Origin of the sequence: Metalysinibacillus jejuensis, assembly GCF_003057615.1 — a bacterium.
GTDB classification, from domain to species: Bacteria; Bacillota; Bacilli; order Bacillales_A; family Planococcaceae; genus Metalysinibacillus; species Metalysinibacillus jejuensis.
Genome location: NZ_QAFW01000094.1, coordinates 1 through 3,764, shown reverse-complemented (window position 1 = coordinate 3,764; position 3,764 = coordinate 1). Strand labels below are relative to the sequence as shown.

The window sequence follows — 3,764 nt, the reverse complement described above, 5'->3', positions numbered from 1 at the left end:
GCGTATCAGTAGGGTTGGAATGCCCCGAATTCACGCTCGTGGAGAACACATAAGACTTGCTTGCAAGCGATGTTCGTGGAAGCGAGAAGCCCCCACTTCAAACGAAGTTAAGTGGTGGGTAGTTCACCGATATGGCAATTGTATCATAATTTAGGCGAAAGCGCTTACGACAGCACTGCTAGCTTAATATCAGCAAGGATTGAACATACTAAAACGAAAGTGCATGAGCAAACTCATACACTTACAACTTTTCGTAAAATCGTTGATGTCGCAATAACAGCCACTGTAATGCCTAAAATAATAAGGCTTAGTACAATAATGCCCGGGGCATCATTAATGTCCGCCAAATAATAGGCGCCAGGTAACGCTAGCACACACATAATAGCTAATACAATCGCATTATGCTTTACACGTACTAGTTGTTGATCAATTGGTTGCCCTCTTATTAAGTGCTGTAACCCTTTTAAGGTATGATAAACGGCGCGATAAAACGGCACCATCGTTACATATAAAAAGACAATTAACACTTGCGGGACAGGCAATAATCACAGCGCACCACCAACAAATAATACAGCGAGCCCAAATATACTAACAGCTACCTGCAATATCCTAATTTCTTTTTTCATCTCACTCAACTCCTCTCCACTATAACGTTGTGGTATAAAAGTGAGTTGCGCATAGTTACAAAAAGCTCACTCGCCATCGTCTGGTAAGTGAGCTTTAGTAACTTATTCTTGAATCGCCGCTTCAAGCGCTACAACGATCATGTCGTTGAATGTTGTTTGGCGTTCTTCTGGTGTTGTAATTTCGCCCGTTAGGATGTGGTCAGACACTGTTAATACTGCTAATGCTTGACGATTATATTTCGCTGCAATTGTATAAAGGGCTGCCGCTTCCATTTCAACGCCTAGTACGCCGTAACGTGCTAATTTTTCGTTTTGGTTTTCTTCTGAGTAAAACATATCTGCTGTAAAGACGTTACCTACACGTACGTTTAAGCCCGCTTCTTTACTCGCCATATACGCTTTGTGCAATAAATCAAAATCAGCTGTTGGCGCAAAGTTAATGCCATTAAAAATAATATTATTCATATTTGAATCCGTAGATGCGCTTTGTGCAATAATAACGTCACGCACTTTAACGTCTTTTTGGATCGCACCGCATGTACCGACGCGGATTAATTTTTGTACGTCATACTCTGCCATTAATTCTGTTACGTAAATCGAAATAGACGGTACGCCCATACCTGTACCTTGTACCGAAATACGCTTGCCTTTATATGTGCCTGTGTAACCAAACATATTACGTACGTCGTTATATTGAACAACGTCCTCTAAAAATGTTTCTGCGATGTATTTCGCGCGCAGTGGGTCACCTGGTAATAAAATAGTATCGGCGATTTCGCCCTTTTGTGCTTTAATGTGTACGCTCATCGTAAAATCCCTCGTTTCTATAATATCTCATTTATCATACGTTTTTTTCGTTAAAAATACAATGGCAGACGTCTAACAACTTAAACATATAATGCCCAAAGTGCATCAAACACAGCTGTTGTCATATATTCATCTTGACACATTTCTACGTATTCACTTAATTCATTAAAATCGATACTTTGTTTCGGGAAACTTTGATCTTCAAATGCAGCTTCGGCAAAGTAGGCAAAACTATCATCCCTACCGCGAAAGGTCATTACAAATTGATAGAACGTCTTCATGCTTCCTCAAACAACGACGTATAAGCGCCGTAGCCTTCCGCTTCAAGCTGATTTTTTGGAATAAAGCGTAATGCGGCAGAATTAATACAATAGCGTAAACCGCCCGTTTCTTTTGGACCATCTTCAAAAACATGCCCAAGGTGCGAATCTGCCTCTACACTTCGTACCTCGACACGTCGCATACCATGTGTTGTATCAAAGTGCTCTGTCACTTTAGTAATTGGCTTTGTAAAAGCTGGCCAACCACAACCTGCATCGTATTTATCGCGTGAGCTAAACAGTGGCTCCCCTGAAACAACGTCTACATAAATACCATCTTCAAAATGACTATCATATTCATTGCGAAATGGTGGCTCTGTACCGTTTTGTTGTGTTACGTAATGTTGCATCTCTGTTAAATGATCAAGTTTTTTCATTATTTATCCTCCCAATGCTTTGCTATAAACGCTTTGCGCCCTGAGCCTAGCGCGTAACGTGTATAATGTGCTGGATTTTTTTTATAATACCCTTGATGATAGGCTTCTGCTTCATAAAATGGTTGTGCAGGTAAAATCGGTACTACAATAGGCTTGCTAAAGCGACCACTCGCAGCTAAATCGGCCTTCGATTGTTCTGCTATGTCACGCTGTTTATCATCCGTATAAAAGATAGCAGGCGCATACGAAGCACCTCGATCATAAAATTGACCCCCTGCATCTGTTGGGTCTAGTGTTTGCCAATATAAATCAACGAGTTCCCGATAACTCAGCTGCTCGTCATCGAATATGACTTCTACCGCTTCTACATGACCTGTTGTATTAGTGCATACTTGAGCATAAGACGGGTTTTCAAGCTTGCCGCCCGTATATCCCGAGCGCACCGAAATTACACCCGCTCTTTCTTCAAATGGCTCTACCATACACCAAAAACACCCACCTGCAAAAATTGCTATTTGTTTCATGTTAGTCCTCCTTAGGAATGGTAATATCAAAATGTACAGCACCGTCTTTTAACTCAATTGATTTTGCACGCGCATGGACCGCATTATCAATCGGTGCTTTTTCTAAGTCGATAATAATTTGTTCATCTCGTGGGTACATCGCAAGCCAATTTGGCAATGTCAAAATACGCTCTACCAAACTCATCGCAATGCTAGGCGAAATGAGGAGACGTCCTGCTTTAAACGCCTGTTGCTCTAAGACGATTTGCCCAGCTTCATTAACGCTAGGCTCAAAGCTCATTGTAATATCTGTATCTCCTAAAAATGTAGGTACAACCGTCGTAAGATGCAACAAGTCATCTACCTCTACTTGAAATGGTATTTGTTGACCATTTAAAGCTTTAGTAATAAAATGTGTCGCCACCTGTTCTAATTCTTCATTTGACGTAGCAAGCGTTACATCAAAGCCATCAATCGTACTAGGTTGTACAACAGGTGCTCGCTCACTCGACGCTGTAATCGCAAAATACATAGCACCTACGCCACCAACGAGTAAAACTACGAGCGTGAAAAATGCATACTTCCAACCATTCATTTATCTCTTCCTCTCACGCATTTAGTATACGTTTACTATACACAGTTTACAGCCAATTCGCACGAAATCTACTGTTCAATTATGAGTTTCTCTACACTTACTTGAATTGGACTTGACTCGCGAACTTCACGTGCATAGACGGTTACATTTTGTCCTACGGAAAGATGCGACACCTCTTTCAACTGACAGATTGCTAACTCTCCTTTAGCCATTTTTAGTGTAAAACCTTGTTGATTAATCGCAATAATAACTCCTTGTAATTGAACAGCATCACCTAAATTTACAGGTTGCTTCGGTTGTTCTTTTGTATTACAGATTTTCCGAGCGAGAAAGCCCATTACTTTAGCTATGGGATGAAAGCGAGGTCAGTCAAGGGGTAGCTTTTGCTATCTCAATTGACTGAAAATAGGGTACACTTGCTCTATAGACAAGTAAAAGTCTCTAAAACATTCTCGTTCGTTGATAACTAGATATTGTATGAGGTTCGATAGCCAAATCCATGCTATCGGTAAAACAATATGTGTCGTCAAGCAAAA

General features: G+C 40.8%; 7 protein-coding genes. All 7 read right to left on the bottom strand.

The genetic code is table 11. The features are described 5' to 3' along the window. Nucleotides 1-233 precede the first annotated feature (233 nt). The gene (locus tag DDE80_RS13965) at nucleotides 234-542 is read right to left on the bottom strand and encodes a hypothetical protein (RefSeq protein ID WP_108308533.1); all 309 of its coding nucleotides are present in this window, start codon (nucleotides 540-542) and stop codon (nucleotides 234-236) included. A gap of 186 nt (nucleotides 543-728) precedes the next feature. Then, the gene (gene deoD, locus DDE80_RS13960; RefSeq protein ID WP_108308532.1) at nucleotides 729-1,433 is read right to left on the bottom strand and encodes a purine-nucleoside phosphorylase; all 705 of its coding nucleotides are present in this window, start codon (nucleotides 1,431-1,433) and stop codon (nucleotides 729-731) included. An 80-nt stretch (nucleotides 1,434-1,513) separates the two neighbouring features. Further along, nucleotides 1,514-1,714: a YozE family protein gene (locus DDE80_RS13955; RefSeq protein ID WP_108308531.1), complete on the bottom strand. Its 201-nt coding sequence runs from the start codon at nucleotides 1,712-1,714 to the stop codon at nucleotides 1,514-1,516. Next, entirely contained in the window at nucleotides 1,711-2,130 is a 420-nt protein-coding gene (gene msrB, locus DDE80_RS13950) for a peptide-methionine (R)-S-oxide reductase MsrB (protein WP_108308530.1), read from the bottom strand. The genes DDE80_RS13955 and msrB overlap by 4 nt, the downstream gene beginning before the upstream one ends. Further along, nucleotides 2,130-2,654: a peptide-methionine (S)-S-oxide reductase MsrA gene (msrA, locus tag DDE80_RS13945; RefSeq protein WP_108308528.1), complete on the bottom strand. Its 525-nt coding sequence runs from the start codon at nucleotides 2,652-2,654 to the stop codon at nucleotides 2,130-2,132. Before msrA ends, msrB begins: the two co-directional genes overlap by 1 nt. Nucleotide 2,655: 1 nt before the next feature. After that, a complete protein-coding gene (locus tag DDE80_RS13940) occupies nucleotides 2,656-3,228 on the bottom strand; it encodes a DUF2140 family protein (RefSeq protein WP_108308527.1) in 573 nt (190 codons plus the stop codon). 68 nt (nucleotides 3,229-3,296) lie between these two features. Beyond that, nucleotides 3,297-3,566: a hypothetical protein gene (locus tag DDE80_RS13935; RefSeq protein WP_108308526.1), complete on the bottom strand. Its 270-nt coding sequence runs from the start codon at nucleotides 3,564-3,566 to the stop codon at nucleotides 3,297-3,299. Between the last annotated feature and the right edge of the window lie 198 nt (nucleotides 3,567-3,764).